The organism is Burkholderia sp. AU33545, assembly GCF_020419685.1.
GTDB lineage: Bacteria > Pseudomonadota > Gammaproteobacteria > Burkholderiales > Burkholderiaceae > Burkholderia > Burkholderia diffusa.
In genome coordinates this window covers 153,813-170,401 of record NZ_JAIZRQ010000008.1, presented here as the reverse complement: position 1 = coordinate 170,401, position 16,589 = coordinate 153,813, and the positions used below count along the sequence as shown (strand labels likewise).

Here is a 16,589-nt window from a genome sequence, read left to right as displayed (position 1 = left end):
CGGCGGGCACATGGCGGCCGGTGCCAAATCGGCCGCCCTTTTTCGCTGTCCGGGCCGGCAGGTTTCTGCGTAGACTTTCGTGTCATCACGCCAAGCGAGCGCGGGAGCAGAAACCAGAATGAGTGTACGCCCGAAAGACATCGCGGATTTCGTCCGGGTCGCCGGCGATCTGTTCGAGTCGGACAAGCTTCCACCCGCCGCGCGCGCATTCGCGCCGCAAGTATTCGCACGGCTGCAGACCCCGTCGGACAACGGAACGCGGCGCTCGGTGCGATACCCCGCATGCGAATGGCTCGACCCGGCGCTCGAGTCGGTCGCGCGCGTCAGCCCGACGTTCGCCACCGTCGCAAGGCTGATCAAGTCGCTCGAACCCGTGATCGGATGGTCGCGTCGCACGTCCGGCAAGGACGGCAGCCCGAACTACATCGACGGGCACGTGAACGGGATGATCTGCGGGCCCGGCGGCGCGGAAAGCCGTGACGACATCCAGCTCGGCTTCTCGTTGATGATGCCCGACGTCAGATATCCGGATCACGGTCACGCACCGGAGGAAGCGTACGTGCTCATGACGGCCGGCGAATTCCGGCAGCGAAACGGCACGTGGTTCGATCCCGGGATCGGCGGCGGGATCCACAATGCGCCTGGCGCACTGCACGCGATGCGCTCCGGCCACGCGCCGTTCCTCGCGATCTGGTGCCTGCTGAATTGATCCGACGATCGACGCGTGATGCCAACGGACTCACCTGCGACAAGCAGCCGGCCATTGACCAGCCGGTCGGTCGGAATCGCCAATGGGGAGCCGGCCATGGGAACCCGCGCAGGAAGCCGGTTATGGGAAGCCCACGCAGTCCCGCCGCGCGGCTGCGCCGCACCGTGGAAGCGGTGATCCGATCGCATCGTCAACATCCATTCGGCCGACGCGATATCGCCCGCGCGTGGATAAAACGCAACAGAACACCGGAAAACGCGTTCGACGCATCTGTGTCCCCGATAGCCTCATCGTTATGCGGCATACTCTATCCGCATTCAGCGAACGGTCGTTCTATTTTTGACACAGACCGTCACGCACTGCACTAAACACGCACATGATTCTGGTACCTTGACGCACCGGCCCGAGCGCTTCGCGATGGCCATCACCGATCTATCACCCATCTTTCATACTATGACATTACAGATTGGGATTCCTCTGGAGACAGCCACTCAGGAACGGCGCGTTGCGTCCGTCCCCGAAGTGGTCGAGAAACTGATCAAGCTGGGTTTTACGGTGGCCGTCCAAAGCGGCGCCGGGGCCGGCGCGAACTTTGACGACGACGCATATCGCGCGGCCGGCGCGAGCATCGCCGCCACCGCCGCCGAGCTCTGGTCCGGCAGCGATATCGTGTTCAAGGTCCGCCCGCCGAGCGCCGACGAAGTGGCGCTGATGCGCGAGGGCGGCGCGCTGATCGGCTTCGTGTGGCCCGCGCAGAACCCCGAGTTGATGCAGCAGCTGGCCGCGAAGCGCGCCACGGTGCTGGCGATCGATTCGCTGCCGCGCACGCTGTCGCGCGCGCAGAAGATGGACGCGCTCACGTCGATGGCCAGCATCAGTGGCTATCGCGCCGTGATCGAGGCCGCGCATGCGTTCGGCCGCTTCCTGAACGGCCAGGTCACGGCAGCCGGCAAGATCCCGCCGGCCAAAGTGTTCATCGCCGGCGCCGGCGTGGCCGGACTGGCCGCGATCGGCACCGCCGCGAGTCTCGGCGCGATCGTGCGCGCGAACGACACGCGCGCCGAGGTGGCCGATCAGGTCAAGTCGCTGGGCGGCGAGTTCGTCAAGGTCGACTACGAAGAGGAAGGCTCGGGCGGCGGCGGCTACGCGAAGGTGATGAGCGAGGGCTTCCAGCAGGCGCAGCGCGCGATGTACGCGCAGCAGGCGAAGGATGCCGACATCATCATCACCACCGCGCTGATCCCCGGCAAGCCGGCGCCGAAGCTCATCACCGCCGAGATGGTGCAGTCGATGAAGCCCGGCAGCGTGATCGTCGACATGGCCGCCGAGCAAGGCGGCAACTGCGAGCTCACCGTGCCCGGCGAGGCGGTCGTGCGCCATGGCGTGACGATCGTTGGCTACACCGATCTCGCGTCGCGCCTGTCGCGGCAGTCGTCGACGCTGTATGCGACGAACCTGCTGCGCGTGATCGAGGAGCTGTGCAAGGCCAAGGACGGCACGATCAACGTCGACTTCGACGACGACGCGATCCGAGGCCTCACCGTGATCAAGGAAGGCAACGTCACCTGGCCGCCGCCGCCGATCAAGCAGGCGGCCGTCGCGCCCAAGCCCCCGGCAGCCGCACCCGCGGCGGCCGCCCCGGCGAAGTCGAAAGGCCACGGCCACAGCGGCGAGCCGATGTCGGCCAAGGCACTCGCGATCGTATTCGCGATCGGCGCGCTGGCATTCCTGCTGGTCGGCCAGTTCGCGCCGGCCAGCTTCCTGTCGCACTTCACGGTATTCGTGCTCGCGTGCTTCGTCGGCTACATGGTGATCTGGAACGTCACGCCGTCGCTGCACACGCCGCTGATGAGCGTGACCAACGCGATCTCGTCGATCATCGCGATCGGCGCGCTCGTGCAGGTCGCGCCGCCGCTGGACGAACTGGCCAGCGCGGGCGACCGCCCGTCCGGGCTGATCATCGGCCTGGCAGTGGGCGCGCTCACGCTCACGGCCGTCAACATGTTCGGCGGCTTCGCGGTCACGCGCCGCATGCTGGCGATGTTCCGCAAATAAGGGGACGACAACAATGACTTCCAACCTGACTACCGTCTCCTATATCGGCGCCGCGATCCTGTTCATCCTGAGCCTCGGCGGCCTCGCGAACCCCGAAACCGCGCGCCGCGGCAACCTGCTCGGCATGATCGGCATGCTGATCGCCGTCCTGGCCACCGTGGCCGGGCCGCGCGTGTCGGCCGCGGGCATTCCGTACGTGATCGCCGCGCTCGTCGTCGGCGGCGCGGTCGGCCTGTACGCCGCGAAGAAAGTGCAGATGACGCAGATGCCGGAACTGGTCGCGCTGATGCACAGCCTGGTCGGCCTCGCGGCCTGCCTGGTCGGCTTCGCGAGCTACATCGACACGTCGCTGCAATTCACCGGCGCGGAGAAGGCCATTCATGAGGTCGAGATTTATGTCGGCATCCTGATCGGTGCCATCACCTTCGCGGGCTCGATCATCGCGTTCGGCAAGCTGTCGGGCAAGATCGGCGGCAAGCCGCTGCTGCTGCCGGCGCGGCACTGGATGAACCTCGCCGCGCTGCTGATCGTGATCTACTACGGCCGCGCGTTCCTGCATGCCGAGACGATCCAGGACGGCATGCTGCCGCTCGTCGTGATGACCGTGATCTCGCTGCTGTTCGGCGTGCACATGGTGATGGCGATCGGCGGCGCGGACATGCCGGTCGTGGTGTCGATGCTCAACAGCTACTCGGGGTGGGCGGCGGCGGCCACCGGCTTCATGCTCGGCAACGACCTGCTGATCGTGATCGGCGCGCTGGTGGGCTCGTCCGGCGCGATCCTGTCGTACATCATGTGCCGCGCGATGAACCGCAACTTCATCAGCGTAATCGCGGGCGGCTTCGGCAGCGGCGCGGGCGCACCGGCGGCAGCAGGCGGCGGCGCCGCACAGCCGGCCGGCGAGGCGGTCGCGGTGAGCGCGGCGGAGACGGCCGAGCTGCTGCGCGAAGCGAAGCGCGTGATCATCGTACCCGGCTATGGGATGGCCGTTGCACAGGCCCAGCACACGGTGTTCGAGCTGACGAAGCTGCTGCGCGAGAAGGGCGTCGACGTGCGTTTCGCGATCCACCCGGTTGCGGGCCGCATGCCGGGTCACATGAACGTGCTGCTGGCGGAAGCGAAGGTGCCGTACGACATCGTGCTGGAGATGGACGAGATCAACGGCGACTTCCCCGAGGCCGACGTGTCGATGGTGATCGGCGCGAACGACATCGTGAACCCGGCCGCGCAGGACGATCCGTCGAGCCCGATCGCCGGCATGCCGGTGCTGGAAGTGTGGAAGGCGAAGACGTCGATCGTGATGAAGCGCAGCATGGCGTCCGGCTATGCGGGCGTCGACAATCCGCTGTTCTACAAGGACAACAACCGCATGTTGTTCGGCGACGCGAAGTCGATGCTCAATGAAATCTTCGGTGCACTGAAAGCCTGAGTACGGCCACGCGCGTGGAGCGGGCAGCAAGCCGCTCCAGCGCCGCGTGGCTTCGATACGCCGACACGCACGCCGAACCGGGCGACGAGCAGTTCCCCACCTGCCCTTTTCCCATTGAGCCGGTTTAGTCAGCGCTTGTGGACAACGGAGTCGAGCACGAAACTGGTCGTCATGTTTTGCACGCCGTCCAGCGCGCTGATCGTTGCCCAGATGTCGCTGATGCGCTCGTGTGTGGCCGCCTCGATCTGCACGAGCAAATCGACCTCGCCGCTGAGGACCGCGCAATCGCGCACCTCGGCGATCCGCTCGAGCGCGGCGAGCACGTCGGCGCCGCGCATCCGGTCCTTGCGATACACCAGCATCACGGCGCGCACCGGCACGACATCGTCGGGCACTGCGAGCCGCACCGTATAGCCGGCAATGATGTTCAGCGCTTCGAGCCGGTCGATCCGGTTCCGGACCGCCTGCCTGGACAGACCAATCCTGTCGGCCAATACCGCGAGCGGAATCCGCGCATCGGCACACAACGCGTCGATTATCTTCTGGTCCAGGCCGTCGATCTTCATTGTCCGAATCCGGTGTACCCGGCGCCGCGCGCATCGACCGCGTCGCGCAATGCCGCGATGTGGCCGGGGCCGATTCCGCAACACCCGCCGACAATCCGTGCGCCCAGCGCAAGCCACTGCTCTGCCCATCCTGCATAGCCGGGCGGATCGATGTCGCCGCGCAGGCCGTCGAGTTCCTCGTTCGCGCGCGCATCGGCGCGCTGAGGCGGAAACGCGTTCGCATACGCGCCGATCACGAGCGACGTTCCCGCTCTCTCGAGCGTGCGCTGCGCCGTCTCGATCGCCGCGCCCATCACTTCCGGCTGGCTGCAGTTGAACAGCAGCGCGGTCGCGCGCGCGGACACGGCGGCGTCGATCGCTTCGTCGAGCGTCTGTCCCGATCGCAATACCGGCGTGGCGCCTGCGTCGACGTCGTCGCGCAGCGTGAACGAGACCCACAGCGGCTTCGGATTCGCATCGAGCGCACGCCGGACCGCGCCGATCTCGTCGGTCAGGCTCTGCGTCTCGGCCAGCCACAGGTCGACATATGGATCGAGCCCATCGACGAGCGTCGCCAGGATCGCATCCGCGCGCGCTGCGTCGAACAGGTCGGGTCGGTAGGAACCGCCGGTCGGCGGAAGCGATCCTGCAACGCGCACGGGCCGCCCCGCGCGGTCTGCCGCTTGCCGCGCGAGTTGCCCGGCAAGTGCCGCGAGCGCGACACCGTCGCGACGGAACCGCTCCTCGCCGATATGGAACGGCACGACCGCATAGCTGTTCGCGGTGATCACGTCGGCACCCGCCGCGATGAATGCGTCGTGCGCGAGGCCGACGTAATGCGGCGCTTCCATCAGTGCGAGCGCCGACCATTCCGGCTGTCTGAACGGCGCGCCCATCCGCGCCAGTTCGCGGCCCATGCCGCCGTCGAGTACCGTGATGTCATGCATAGTCCGTGCTCCGTCGTTGCACTCCGCGCATCTCGTGCGCGAATCGATTCAAAGGCCGGCGCGACGCGCGTGGGGCGTCGATCGAGCGTGCGCGCGGGTCCGTGTCAGATCTGCTCCAATGCCTGCGCGATATCGCTTTTCAGGTCGTCGATGTGCTCGATGCCAACCGAATAGCGGATGAAATTGAGCGGGATGTCGGCAGCGCGCATCTGCTCCGCCGACATCGTGCCCGCCCACATGGACGCCGTATGGATCGCGAGCGAATCGACGCCGCCGAGATTGCCTGCATTCAGCGGCAAGCGCAGCGCCTCGACAAAGCGCTGCGCTTCGCCGTAGCTTCCCCGCACACCGAACGCAACGACGCCGCCGAAACCGCGCATCTGCCGGCATGCGAGCCCATGCTGCGGATGGCTGCGCAGGCCCGGATAGAACACGCGCTCGATCTTCTCGTGCGCTTCGAGGAATTCGGCGAGCGCCTGAGCGTTCGCGTTGATCCGCTCGACGCGCATCGGCAGCGTGCGCAGCCCGCGCAGCAGCAGCCACGCGTCCATCGGCGACAGCACCGCCCCGAGCGTGATGTGCGTATGCCAGATCTGCTCGGCGAGCACGCGGCTCGTGCAGATCACGCCGCCCGTCAGGTCGTGATGGCCGCCCAGATACTTGGTCGCGCTGTGCACGACGATGTCGACACCGAGCCGGTGCGGTTGCTGATTGATCGGCGACGCGAAGGTGTTGTCCGCGAGCGTGAGGATGCCGCGGGCTCTTGCGATTTCGGTCACCGCGGCGATGTCGGTCACGAGCAGCAGCGGATTGACCGGCGACTCGAGCACGATCAGCCGTGTGTTCGGCCGGATCGCGCGATCGAACGCGGACACGTCCGTCTGGTCGACGAACGTCACCTCGACGCCGAACCGGCGCAGCATGTCGTCGAGCAGCTTCGTGGTGCTCATGTAATGACGCGTCTGGCCGACCACATGATCGCCGGCCTTCACGACACTGAGGATCGCGGTCGCGATCGCGCCCATTCCGGACGCCGTGACGAGCGCGGTCTCGGTGCCCTCGAGCTCCGCCATGATCGCCTTCACGCGCTCGTGAACCGGATTGCCGTAGCGGGTGTAGTTGCGCGGATGCTGCGGCACGCTCGACATCTCCGCGAATTCCTCGCTGCCGGCTGCCTTGAATACCGCCGAATAGTGGATCGCCGGCGCGACCGACTTCTCGTCGGTCACGTCGCGGTCCGCGGCGAGCGCCAGCGTTTCAAGCTTGTATCCCATGTCGTCCTCGGATCGTTCGTTGTGTCGCGTTCATGCGGCGCCCGTCAGGCACGCACGCTGCCCAGATGGCGATTCAGCAGACCTTCGACGCGTTTGAGCGCGGTCGAAAGCACAGCCGTGATACCGACGTACACGATGCCGGCCAGCATCAGCGCGTCGGTCGTATAGGTTTCGATGGAGATGCGTCGCGCGACACCGGTCAGGTCGAGCACGGTGATCGTGCTGGCAAGCGCGGTGGACTTCAGCTGCAGCACGATCTCGTTGCCGAGCGTCGGTGCGACGATGCCGATCGCGCGCGGCACGATCACGAACCAGGTGAGCATGAAGCGGCTCATCCCGAACGCGAGCGCGGCTTCCTTCTCGCCGGCGGGGACGCCGGCGATCCCGCCCCGGATGTCTTCCGCCATGTAGGCCGCGAGATTGAGCGTCAGCGCGCACAATGCACACGAGAACGATCCGCCGACCAGCAGCCACAGAGGCGACGCACGCACGATCGAGAACTGCGCGAGCCCGTAATACAGCACGAAGATCTGCACCAGCAGCGGCGTGCCGCGAAACACCGACATGAACAGGCGGCTCGGGGTCGACAACCACCGGCACGCCGACGTGCGCGCGACAGCCAGCGGCACCGCGAGCGCAAACGCAAGCGTGCATGACAGCACCAGCAGCTCGAGCGTGATCCATATGCCGCGCGCGACGTCCGGGCCGGACTGCTCGATGAGGGAAAGAAAGTCGTTGATCATATGGCCCTCTTCAGGCGCGTTTTGCGTAACCGCGGCCCGCGATGCGCTCGAGCCACGCAAACACGGGGTTGGATGCGGCGAGAAAGCCGAAATAGACGATTCCGACCGTCACGTAGAAGACGAACGGCTGCTTGGTGAACTGCGCGGCGATGTTCGCCTTGCGCAACATGTCCTCGAGCCCGACGATCGACACCAGCGACGTGTCCTTCAGCAGGTTCTGCCACATGTTGTTCAGGCTCGGCAGACAGATGCGCCACGCCTGCGGCAGCCGCACGTACCACAGTGTCTGCAGGCGTGTCATCCCGTACGCGCGCGCGGCCTCGATCTGTCCGGCCGGCACCGCGATGAACGCGCCGCGGAACATCTCCGACGAGTAGGCGCCGAACACCACGGCGAGCGCGATCACGCCGGCGGAGAACGGGCTGATGACCAGGGCGCCATCGAATTGCGCGTTGAGCAGATGCGACAGCCCGAAGTAGCAGATCAACAGGATCAGGAACTCGGGAATGCCGCGCAGGAAATTGGTCAGCGCATAGGTCGCATGCCTGAGCCACCCCAGGCTCGACAGTTTTGCCGACGCACCGGCGATGCCGAGCAGCATGCCGACACACAGCGCGGCGACCGCAAGCTCCAGCGTGACGAGCGCGCCAGCCGCGATCTGCGCGCCGTAGTTCATCAAGATGTCCATCGTCATGTCGCTCCGTGTAAGACGCGGATCGCGCAGGCCGCCGTCCGGCGCCCGCGCGGTGCCGATGCGCGGTTATTGCGGCGCGATGCTGAACGGGAAATAGCGCTTGTTGGCCGCGGCGAACGTGCCATCCGCCTGCACCTGCGCGATGCCCTTGTCGAACAGCGCCTTCAACGGCGCGTCGCCCTTGCGTACCGCGATCGCGGTGCCGTCGCCGAAGATCTCCGCATCGGCGATCGGCTTGCCGACGAAGTCGAAGCCCTCCTTCCTGCCGGCCTTCGTCAGCCAGTCGTACGCAACCGTGTTGTCGGCAAACACCGCATCGACGCGCCCGGCCTCGAGATCGAGCCACGCCTCATCGAGCGTCTGATAGACCTTCACGTTGATGCCCGACTTGCTCGCCGGCAGGCGGCGGCGCAGATAGGATTCGTGCGTCGATGCCGTCTGAACGCCGATCGTCTTGCCGCGCAGCGAGGCGGCGTTGTCCGTGATGCCCGAGCCCTGCTTCGCGACGAGCTGCACCGGCGCCGTCGTGAAAATGCGCGTGAAGTCCACCGACTGCTCACGCTCCGGCGTCTTCGACATTTGCGCGAGCACCGCATCGATCTGCTTCGCCTTGAGTGCAGGAATCAGCGCGTCGAAATCCATCGTCACCCACTGGCACTTGACCTTCATCGTGTCGCACATCTTCTTGCCGATGTCGATCTCCATGCCCTGCAGCTTGCCGGATGCATCCTTGTATTCGAACGGCGCGTAATCGGCGAGCGTGCCGACCCGCACGACCTGCTCGGCATGCGCGACCGAACCGAGCAATACCGCGCCCACGCACAGCGACTGAAGCAGCTTTTTCATGATTTCCCCTCCGGTTGACGTTGAATCCGCATCAGATGATGCTGGACAGAAACTTCTGGAAACGCGGCGATTTCTGGCTCGCGAATACCTCGTCGGGACTGCCGTCTTCCTCGATTCGTCCCTGGTGGACGAACACGACGCGGTTCGCGACTTCGCGCGCAAATCCCATCTCGTGTGTGACGACGAGCATCGTGCGTCCCTCGTCCGCCAGCGAGCGCATCACCTTCAATACTTCGCCGACGAGTTCCGGATCGAGCGCCGATGTCGGCTCGTCGAACAGCATCACGTCGGGGTCGGTCGCGAGCGCTCGTGCGATCGCGACGCGCTGCTGCTGGCCGCCCGACAGCTGGTTCGGATAGTGTTCGCACTTGCCGGCGAGCCCGACCCGTTCGAGCATCGCAATCGCCTTGTCGCGGGCGTCGCGCTTCGGCACGCCGAGCACGCGCACCGGCACGAACATCACGTTCTGCAGCACGGTCATGTGCGCCCAGAGGTTGAACTGCTGGAACACCATCGCGAGCTTGCGGCGCACGCGCATCACCTGCCGCGCGTCGGCCGCGACGAGCGCGCCGTCGCGGCCTGCCCGTTTCAGCGCGAGCGTTTCGCCATTCACGCAGATCCGGCCACGGTCGGGCATTTCCAGCAAGTTGATGCACCTGAGGAACGTACTTTTTCCCGACCCGCTGCTGCCGAGGATCGACACGACCTCATGATTCTTCGCGGTCAGCGAGATGCCCTTCAGCACCTCGACACCGCCGAACGACTTGTGAATATCCTCGACCACCAGCGCGTCCGCCGCCGGTTTGCATGCATGAATTGCTGCTGGCATCCTCGACTCCTTCTTCGATACGTTGCTCACACCGCTCCGGTTCGCGCCGCGCCGGCCCGCGAGGGGCCCGCGCTTGCGCATCAGCTCGACAGCCGCCGGTTGCGCCTGAAGCAGACCACCTTCGGCTGCGTCATTTCCGTCATCGCGAATCGAACGCCTTCGCGACCCAGCGACCCATGCTTGAATCCGCCGAACGGCATGCCGTCGAAGCGGTAATCGGACGAATCGTTGATCATCACGCCGCCCGCCTGCAGGCGCTCGGCCGCGCCGAGCGCCACCTCCAGGCGGTTGGTGAACACGCCTGCATGCAGGCAGCTCTCCGACGCGTTGGCCGCGTCGAGCGCCTGCTGCAGGTCGGTGAATTTCTCGATGGTCACGACCGGCGCGAATACCTCGTCGGTCCATACACGCGCGTCGTGCGGCACATCCGCGAGCACCGTCGGTTCATACAGCGCCCCGCGCCGCCGATGGCCGGTCAGCACCGTCGCACCGCCCGCGACCGCTTCGTCGACCCAGCGCGCGATGCGGATCGCCTGCTCCTCGCCGATCATCGGCCCCATGTCGGTCGCATCGTCCAGCGGATCGCCGACGACCATCCTGCCGGTCAGTTCGACGAAATACCGCACGAACGGCTCGTACGCGGCCTCGGCGACGAAGATCCGCTGCGTGCCGATGCAGTTCTGTCCCGCCGCCCAGAACGCGCCCGACACGCACGATTCGGCGGCATCCTTCAGGTCGCAGTCGGCCATGACGATCACCGGCGCATTTCCGCCCAGGTCCATCGCGATCTTCTTGAGCCCCGCATCGCGCGTGATGGCCTCGCCGGTCTGCGGGCCACCGGTAAAGGTCACCATCCGGATCCGCCGGTCGCGCACCAGAGCGGACGCGATATCCGCGCCGCCGTGCACGATCTGCAGCGCGGCGCGCGGCGCACCGGCATCCCACAGAACCTCGACGAGCGCCTGTGCGGACAGCGGTGCGAGCAACGAGGGCTTCAGGATGACCGCATTGCCGGTCGCGATCGCCGGCCCGAGCTTGTGTGCGACGAGGTTCAACGGGTCGTTGAAGGGCGTGATCGCGAGAATCACGCCCAGCGGCTCCAGCGTGTAGTAGCCGCTGCGATCCTCCGAGCCGGGATACCCGTCGAACGGGATCGTCTCGCCGTTGAGTCGTTTCGCTTCCTCGCCCGACAGGCGCAGCGTGTTCACGCAGCGCGCGACTTCCTTGCGGGCCTGCCGCAGCGGCTTGCCCGCTTCGAGCGCGATCGTGCGTGCGAACGTCTCCGCTTGTGCCTCCACGCTCACGGCTGCGCGAAACAGGATGTCGGCCCTCTGGCTGCGCGACATGGTTGCGGCCGCGCGCGCGCCGTCGAGCGCGCGCTCGACGAGGACCGGCGCCGCATCGGCTGGCGACAGACGAACCTGGCCGACGATCGAGCCGTCATACGGCGACCGAACATCGGCTACGGCGGCTGCCGTGCAGTCGCTCATCACCGCATCGCGCGCGCTCATGCCGCCACCTCGTGCGAGGTTGCGCCGATCCTGTCCGCCAGTTCGATCAGGTCGGAGAGGATCGCGAACGCCGTTTCCTCGCGGCCTGCACCCGGCCCGCTGATCGTCACGCCGCCGAGCACGTCGGTGTCGAACGTGATCGCATTCGTCACGCCGCTCGCGGCAAGCAGCGGATGGCCGGCCGGCAGCTTGCGCGGTTCGACGCTCGCGGTAACGGAGCCGTCCGGATGGCGGATGGCGGATCCGATCAACCGCCAGGACGTGCGCTCCGCTGCCGCTGCGCGCACGTCGTGCTCCGTCAGTTCCACGATGCCGCGGCAGGTCACGTCGCCACGCTTGAGGCCGGCATTCCACAGTGCGTTCGCCAGAATGACGACCTTCAGCTGTACGTCCGAACCGTTGACGTCGGCCGCCGGGTTCGCCTCCGCATAGCCGCGCTGCTGCGCATCCCGGATCGCCGCATCGAAGCTCGCGCCGGCCTCGACCTCACCGAGCACGTAATTCGACGTGCCGTTCAGGATGCCGGCGAAGCCGTGGATGTCGCAGCCGCGCAGCGAGGTCGCGAGTTGCCGCAGCACCGGCGTGCCGCTCATCACCGTGCCCTCGTACATCACACAAGCACCCGATTGCGCGGCGATCCGCGCCAGTGCCGGCTGCGCGAGCGCGATCGGCCCCTTGTTGGTCGTGATTACGTGCTTGCCGCATTCGAGCGCGGTACGGCAATGCGACAGCGCGGGCTCACCGGTGTTCGGATCGGTGAAGGTCGCCTCGATGACGACATCCACGTGTTCCGACGCAATCGCCTTCAGCACCGCACCGAGGCTGACGTCCGGCGACACCAGCGTGCCGGGATCGCGACGCAGCGCTTCGGCATCGACGCCCCGTCGAGCGGTTTCGTCGAGGACGTCCAGCGCGATACCGCGAGGATTCGTCGCGATCCCGAGCCGCAGGTCGGCAACCATCGTCACCGATACGTCGAGTCCCGCCGCACCCAGCATCGCACGCTTCTTTTTGAGCAAATCGACCAGTCCCTGATTGACTCCGCCGAAACCGACCAGTGCCAGTTTGAGTTCCATCTTGATCTTCTCCTGTTCATTGACGACACGACACATGTTAGTTATGCGAATCGATTTTCAAATTAGGCGTTTCGCCCGATTCAAGTCATCATCCGTTGCGGTTTGTCATGCGGGACGGACGGATCGCCCGTCCCGCGCGAAACGAGTACGTCAGGTGGCCGGCGGTTCGTCGTCGCCGTCCTTGTCGACCGGCACGAACAGCCCGACCTTGACCGCGCTCAGCACGACATTCGTGTTGATCCGGCGGATCATCGGATTGCTCTGCATGATCCGCGCGGACAGCCGGTCGTACGCCTCGACGTCGTGCGCGGTGATGATCGCGATCAGGTCGACGGAGCCGGTCACGTAGTAGATCTGCTGGATCTCGTCATGCGCCTTCGACCACTCGCGGAACCTGGCGACCGTCTCGTAGTTTTCGCGTTCGATCTCGATTGCCGCGATGAACGTCATCGGCCTGCCGACCGCCGCGCGATCGACCACCGCGATTTCCGCCGAAATGATCTTTTCGGTGCGCATGCGCTTCAGCCGCTTCTGCACGGCCGACGTGGACAGGCCGATTCGTTCGGCAATGGCATCCGCAGTCGCGGTGCAATCGCGCTGGACGATATTCAGGATCTTGCGGTCGAAGGAGTCGAGTGCGTCGGTCATGGCGTGGCCTGCCGGAGAACGGGTGCTTGCGTCAAAGATAGAAAGGGCGGGCCGATCTGAGCCCGACCAGATGCCGGACACGGTCGAACGCGGTAACGAGCGTTTCGCGCCACTGCGCCGCTGGCCCGCAGATACGTACGGGCGCGAAATGGATCGTATCCACGCCCGCAGGAATTCGGAACGGACGCTCGATGCCATCGTCCGATTCGGTCACGAGTGCAGTGCCGTCGACTTCGGTCAGGCTCATCATCAGATGGGCGGGTGCAGTCGTACCAAGCAGGTCGCGCAGAGGCGACGCGTTCGCGCACAACTGTTCGAGCAGCGGCAACTCGTAAGCGCCGGGCCACCAGGTGTCGTGCTCGTCGAGCCACGGGCCGACGCCCGGCATTCCGACCATCTCGAGGACCCGGTCCGCACCGAGATGCGCATAGGCGCGACACCGGCCGGCCCCGTCTGTCGAAGCGCGCGCCAGCCAGCCGCCGGCGCTCGGGACTGGGTTCGTCAACACGACGTTCGCGGGCTTCAGTCGGCCGAGCACTTCAGCCGCGCTTGCAGCGGACCGGTGCCCTTCGCGGGACTGCTGCGCGTGCTCCGGGACGATCCTGCACACCCACTTGGGACCATCCTGCAAGGCGGCGGGGACGTCGCCGGCCCGGACTTGAGCGGTTCGCCTGCGGGCGTGTTCAACGATGACGATTGGCGTGTCCGGCATACAACTCTCTCGTGCTTGCGGGGCCGCGTCGCAGCGATGCTGGCGCGCTTCATGGTTTGGCCGACGATGTTGGGGCTGGAGAAATCATATCGCCTCGATGCGACTAAAAAAATCTCAACCGCATCGAACATCGACGCAAAACGTCGAAAAACACCGCTTGATGGACGTTTCGCATCCAGCCAGACGCCGGCCAGTCCGGCGTCCCTCGCGAACGCCAGAGCCGCAGGTCACTGCGATGCACCGAACAGTTGAATCACGACGCCGCGCAGCCACCGGTTGCCTGCCTCATGGTGATATCGCGCATGCCAATGCTGCCGTACCGCAAACCCGTCGACCGGGATCGGACACGCATGAACCGCCAGATCACTCGCCTGAGCCAGTGTCTGGCCGATATGACGGGGGAGCGTCGTGATCAGGTCGGTCGTCTGGACGATCGCACCCAGACCCAGAAAACCCGGCAACTCCAGCACGACGTCTCGCTCGATGCGCGCCTGCCGCAGCGCCTGTTCGAGGAGTTGCGCCCCGGTTCCCGCGGTGATGGCGACATGTCCTTCGGAACGATACTGCTTGGCCCCGAGGCGGCCGCGAATCCTCGGATGATGCCGGTTGGCCAGACATACCCAGTCCTGGTCGTACAGCTTCTGCTGATAGATGCCGCCACCCAGCCACGGCACATAGCCGATCGCGAGATCGGCTTCGCCGGATTCGAGCGCGCGTTCCGTATTGCCGTCGATCCGTGCGACTTCCAGCCGGACGCCGGGCGCCTGCGCCCGGACATGGGCCAGCAGCCTTGGAAGCAGCGTGATGTGGCTCGCGTCGGTCATGCAGATACGAAAGCGTCGCTGGGCCGTCGCTGGATCGAATGCGATCTCCCATGCGGTGAAGCGCCGAAGCGATTCGAGAATTTCCCGGCATGGCCCGATCAGCGCGTCGGCTTGCGGTGTCGGCGCCATCCCGCCGGGGGTCCGGATGAAGAGCGGATCGTGCAGGTGTTCCCTCAAGTGCCCGAGCCAGATGCTGACCGTCGGCTGGCTCTGGCCCAGTTGCTCGGCGACGCGCGTGACGCTGCGCACGTCGTACAGGAGATCGAAAAGCTGAAGCAGCTTCAGGTCGGGCAGGTCGGCGGGCATCGTGGCGTTATTGTCCGTGGCAATGATGCCATTGTATCCATTGCATTGTCGGCATGAGCGGCGACTCCTATCGTGATGCCATACGTCAAGGAGAAGCCATTGAAAATAGCAATTCTGGGCGCTGGCGCGCTGGGCTGCGCGATCGGCGCCACCCTTACCCAAGGCGGCCACGAGACCTGGCTGATCGACCGCTCGCCTGCACACGTCGATGCGATGCGCCGTGACGGCCTGCGCGTCGACGACGCGGGCGGCACCCGCCACGTACGCGTCCACGCGACGACTCAGGCTGCCGATGTCGGCGTTGCCGACCTGGTGGTGGTGCTGGTCAAGTCGTTCCACACCGACGCGGCCATCCGCGGCGCCCAATCGCTGGTGGGGCCGGATACCACCGTGCTATCGCTGCAGAACGGCCTCGGACACGAGGACATCCTGATCGACGTCGTCGGCCGCGAGCGCGTGCTCGCGGGCAAGACCTACGTCGGCGGCGTGCTGCGCGGCGCGGGCCATATCGAATCCGGCGTGATCGGCAAATACACCTATATCGGCGAACTCGACGGCCGCATCACACCGCGCGTGCAGGCAATCGCCGCCGCATTCGATGCCGCCGGCCTCGCCACGACGATCAGCGACAACATCGTCGGCACGATGTGGGACAAGCTGCTGGTGAATGTCGCGACGGGTGCGCTGACCGGCCTTACCGGCCTCACCTACGGGCAACTTTACGATGAGCCGCTGCTGAAGGCGACGTCGCTTGCAGCCGTGGCCGAGGCGATCTCGGCAGCGCAGGCGGCCGGCGTCAAGCTGTCGATGACCGATCCGGAACAGGCCTGGACGCTCGCCGCCGAGGGGCTCCCCGCGACCTTCAAGACGTCGATGCTGCAAAGCCTCGAGAAGGGCTCGATCACCGAAATCGACTTCATCAACGGTTCGGTCGTGCGCTGGGGGCAGCGCTACGGCGTGCCGACCCCGGTCAATGCAACGCTCGTCGCCTGCATCAAGGGGCTGGAACGCGCGATGGCCGATCGCCAACGGCAGGAGGCCGCCGCATGAATGCCACGAAAGCCTATCTCGAACACGTTGCGATCTGGGTGAAGGACATCCGCTGGCACATCCGCTTCTTCGAGGAAGTGCTCGGCATGACCCTGCGCGAAGTGGACGGCACGCTCGACGCGCCGCGGCAGTACTGGACGCTCGGCGGCCTGCAGTTCATCCACGCGCCGGACCACGATGGCCCGGAAGGCCGGCTCGCGCATCTCGGCGTGATGTGCGAAGACCTGGAAGCCGCGCTGGCCGAGGCACAACGGTTCGGCGTGTCGGAAATGCCGCAAGGGCGGAACTGGCTTCGCCTGCCCGACGGGCTCGCCGTCGAACTGATCCAGGCCCGGCCGGCTTCCTGCGTGGCGCAGGCGCTGGCGATCAACCCGCGCGCGGAGGCATGACC

17 protein-coding genes are annotated in these 16,589 nt (G+C 66.0%); 5 read left to right on the top strand and 12 right to left on the bottom strand.

The window, feature by feature from the left end; translation table 11 throughout:
• Nucleotides 1-118 precede the first annotated feature (118 nt).
• The 3 genes from LGM71_RS25880 to pntB all read left to right on the top strand — a co-directional run bounded on the left by LGM71_RS25880 (nt 119) and on the right by pntB (nt 4,193).
• Nucleotides 119-709, top strand: a complete 591-nt coding sequence (locus LGM71_RS25880) for a dimethylsulfonioproprionate lyase family protein (RefSeq protein WP_226117287.1) — start codon at nt 119-121, stop codon at nt 707-709.
• 453 nt (nt 710-1,162) lie between these two features.
• Nucleotides 1,163-2,764, top strand: coding sequence for a Re/Si-specific NAD(P)(+) transhydrogenase subunit alpha (locus tag LGM71_RS25875; RefSeq protein WP_226117285.1), 1,602 nt, complete (start codon nt 1,163-1,165; stop codon nt 2,762-2,764).
• 13 nt (nt 2,765-2,777) lie between these two features.
• Nucleotides 2,778-4,193 carry a Re/Si-specific NAD(P)(+) transhydrogenase subunit beta gene (pntB, locus tag LGM71_RS25870; protein WP_059683965.1) on the top strand — a complete coding sequence of 472 codons (1,416 nt, stop codon included), beginning with the start codon at nt 2,778-2,780 and terminating at the stop codon, nt 4,191-4,193.
• Between the two features lie 128 nt (nt 4,194-4,321).
• Here pntB and LGM71_RS25865 read toward each other — a convergent pair whose 3' ends face one another.
• From LGM71_RS25865 to LGM71_RS25810, 12 genes are all read right to left on the bottom strand, one after another.
• Nucleotides 4,322-4,759 carry an Lrp/AsnC family transcriptional regulator gene (locus LGM71_RS25865; protein WP_124627122.1) on the bottom strand — a complete coding sequence of 146 codons (438 nt, stop codon included), beginning with the start codon at nt 4,757-4,759 and terminating at the stop codon, nt 4,322-4,324.
• Nucleotides 4,756-5,685, bottom strand: coding sequence for a homocysteine S-methyltransferase family protein (locus LGM71_RS25860; protein WP_226117283.1), 930 nt, complete (start codon nt 5,683-5,685; stop codon nt 4,756-4,758). The genes LGM71_RS25865 and LGM71_RS25860 overlap by 4 nt, the downstream gene beginning before the upstream one ends.
• Nucleotides 5,686-5,789: 104 nt before the next feature.
• Nucleotides 5,790-6,959, bottom strand: coding sequence for a trans-sulfuration enzyme family protein (locus tag LGM71_RS25855; protein ID WP_124627126.1), 1,170 nt, complete (start codon nt 6,957-6,959; stop codon nt 5,790-5,792).
• A 44-nt stretch (nt 6,960-7,003) separates the two neighbouring features.
• Complete coding sequence (locus tag LGM71_RS25850) at nt 7,004-7,702, bottom strand: ABC transporter permease (protein ID WP_226117281.1); 699 nt, start codon at nt 7,700-7,702, stop codon at nt 7,004-7,006.
• Nucleotides 7,703-7,712: 10 nt separating this feature from the next.
• A complete protein-coding gene (locus tag LGM71_RS25845) occupies nt 7,713-8,396 on the bottom strand; it encodes an ABC transporter permease (protein WP_226117279.1) in 684 nt (227 codons plus the stop codon).
• Nucleotides 8,397-8,462: 66 nt separating this feature from the next.
• Nucleotides 8,463-9,242: a transporter substrate-binding domain-containing protein gene (locus LGM71_RS25840; protein ID WP_226117278.1), complete on the bottom strand. Its 780-nt coding sequence runs from the start codon at nt 9,240-9,242 to the stop codon at nt 8,463-8,465.
• Between the two features lie 31 nt (nt 9,243-9,273).
• Nucleotides 9,274-10,071, bottom strand: a complete 798-nt coding sequence (locus LGM71_RS25835; protein WP_226117269.1) for an ABC transporter ATP-binding protein — start codon at nt 10,069-10,071, stop codon at nt 9,274-9,276.
• Between the two features lie 80 nt (nt 10,072-10,151).
• Nucleotides 10,152-11,582 carry an aldehyde dehydrogenase family protein gene (locus LGM71_RS25830; protein ID WP_226117267.1) on the bottom strand — a complete coding sequence of 477 codons (1,431 nt, stop codon included), beginning with the start codon at nt 11,580-11,582 and terminating at the stop codon, nt 10,152-10,154.
• On the bottom strand, nt 11,579-12,658 hold the full coding sequence (locus LGM71_RS25825; RefSeq protein WP_226117265.1) for a homoserine dehydrogenase: 1,080 nt from the start codon (nt 12,656-12,658) through the stop codon (nt 11,579-11,581). The genes LGM71_RS25830 and LGM71_RS25825 overlap by 4 nt, the downstream gene beginning before the upstream one ends.
• Nucleotides 12,659-12,808: 150 nt before the next feature.
• Nucleotides 12,809-13,306, bottom strand: a complete 498-nt coding sequence (locus tag LGM71_RS25820; RefSeq protein WP_048021211.1) for an Lrp/AsnC family transcriptional regulator — start codon at nt 13,304-13,306, stop codon at nt 12,809-12,811.
• A gap of 31 nt (nt 13,307-13,337) precedes the next feature.
• Nucleotides 13,338-14,018, bottom strand: coding sequence for a hypothetical protein (locus LGM71_RS25815; protein WP_226117263.1), 681 nt, complete (start codon nt 14,016-14,018; stop codon nt 13,338-13,340).
• Between the two features lie 227 nt (nt 14,019-14,245).
• Nucleotides 14,246-15,148 carry a LysR family transcriptional regulator gene (locus LGM71_RS25810; protein ID WP_226117261.1) on the bottom strand — a complete coding sequence of 301 codons (903 nt, stop codon included), beginning with the start codon at nt 15,146-15,148 and terminating at the stop codon, nt 14,246-14,248.
• Between the two features lie 99 nt (nt 15,149-15,247).
• On the opposite strand from LGM71_RS25810, the gene LGM71_RS25805 reads away from it, so the two are divergent.
• Both LGM71_RS25805 and LGM71_RS25800 read left to right on the top strand, forming a co-directional pair.
• Nucleotides 15,248-16,198, top strand: coding sequence for a ketopantoate reductase family protein (locus tag LGM71_RS25805; RefSeq protein ID WP_226117259.1), 951 nt, complete (start codon nt 15,248-15,250; stop codon nt 16,196-16,198).
• Nucleotides 16,195-16,587 carry a VOC family protein gene (locus LGM71_RS25800; protein ID WP_124902582.1) on the top strand — a complete coding sequence of 131 codons (393 nt, stop codon included), beginning with the start codon at nt 16,195-16,197 and terminating at the stop codon, nt 16,585-16,587. The genes LGM71_RS25805 and LGM71_RS25800 overlap by 4 nt, the downstream gene beginning before the upstream one ends.
• Nucleotides 16,588-16,589 lie beyond the last annotated feature (2 nt).